This is a genomic window from Streptomyces synnematoformans (assembly GCF_039531005.1).
Taxonomy (GTDB): domain Bacteria; phylum Actinomycetota; class Actinomycetes; order Streptomycetales; family Streptomycetaceae; genus Streptomyces; species Streptomyces synnematoformans.
In genome coordinates this window covers 1-727 of record NZ_BAAAPF010000739.1, presented here as the reverse complement: position 1 = coordinate 727, position 727 = coordinate 1, and the positions used below count along the sequence as shown (strand labels likewise).

The 727-nt window shown below is 71.3% G+C and carries 1 protein-coding gene; it reads right to left on the bottom strand.

Annotation, left to right across the window (positions count from 1 at the left end):
* Positions 1-727 (bottom strand): ketoacyl-synthetase C-terminal extension domain-containing protein (locus ABD317_RS37440; protein WP_344296603.1); only part of this gene is annotated, 727 nt, incomplete at both ends.

Sequence of the window (727 nt, the reverse complement as noted above, 5' to 3'; positions counted from 1 at the left end):
AGCCCCGCGCCCATCCCCGGCCACTGCGCACCCTGACCCGTGAACAAGAACCCGATACCGCCGCCCGACGCCGCCGGCGAGGCGTCGCCTTCGGCCACCCGTGCGAGCCCGGCACCGAGTTCGTCCCCGTCGGAACCGACGACGACGGCCCGGTAGTCGCCCGTCGACCGCGACAGCAGCGCCACCCCGACGTCGACCGGAGACACCTCACCCCCGGCCTCCGCCACGAACTCCGCCAGCCGCGCCGCCTGCGCCCGCAACGCCTCCGCACTACGCGCCGACACCACCCACGGCACCACCGGAAGCACACCCGAACCCGACTCTTCACGCACCGGCTCCTCCGCCGGCCGCTCCAAGATCACATGGGCGTTCGTACCGCTGATACCGAACGACGACACCGCCGCACGCCGCGCCTCACCCGACTCCGGCCACTCCCGTGCCTCCGTCAACAGCGAAACCGCACCCGCATCCCAGTCCACACGCGTGGTGGGCTGATCGACGTGCAACGTCCGCGGCAACACCCCCCGCCGCATCGCCTCAACCATCTTGATGACACCCGCAACGCCCGCCGCAGCCTGCGTGTGCCCAAGATTCGACTTGATCGAGCCGAGCCACAACGGCCGCTCCGCCGAGTGCTCCCGCCCATACGTCGCAAGCAGTGCTTCCGCTTCAATGGGGTCGCCGAGCTTGGTCCCGGTCCCGTGGCCCTCGACCGCGTCGACCTGCC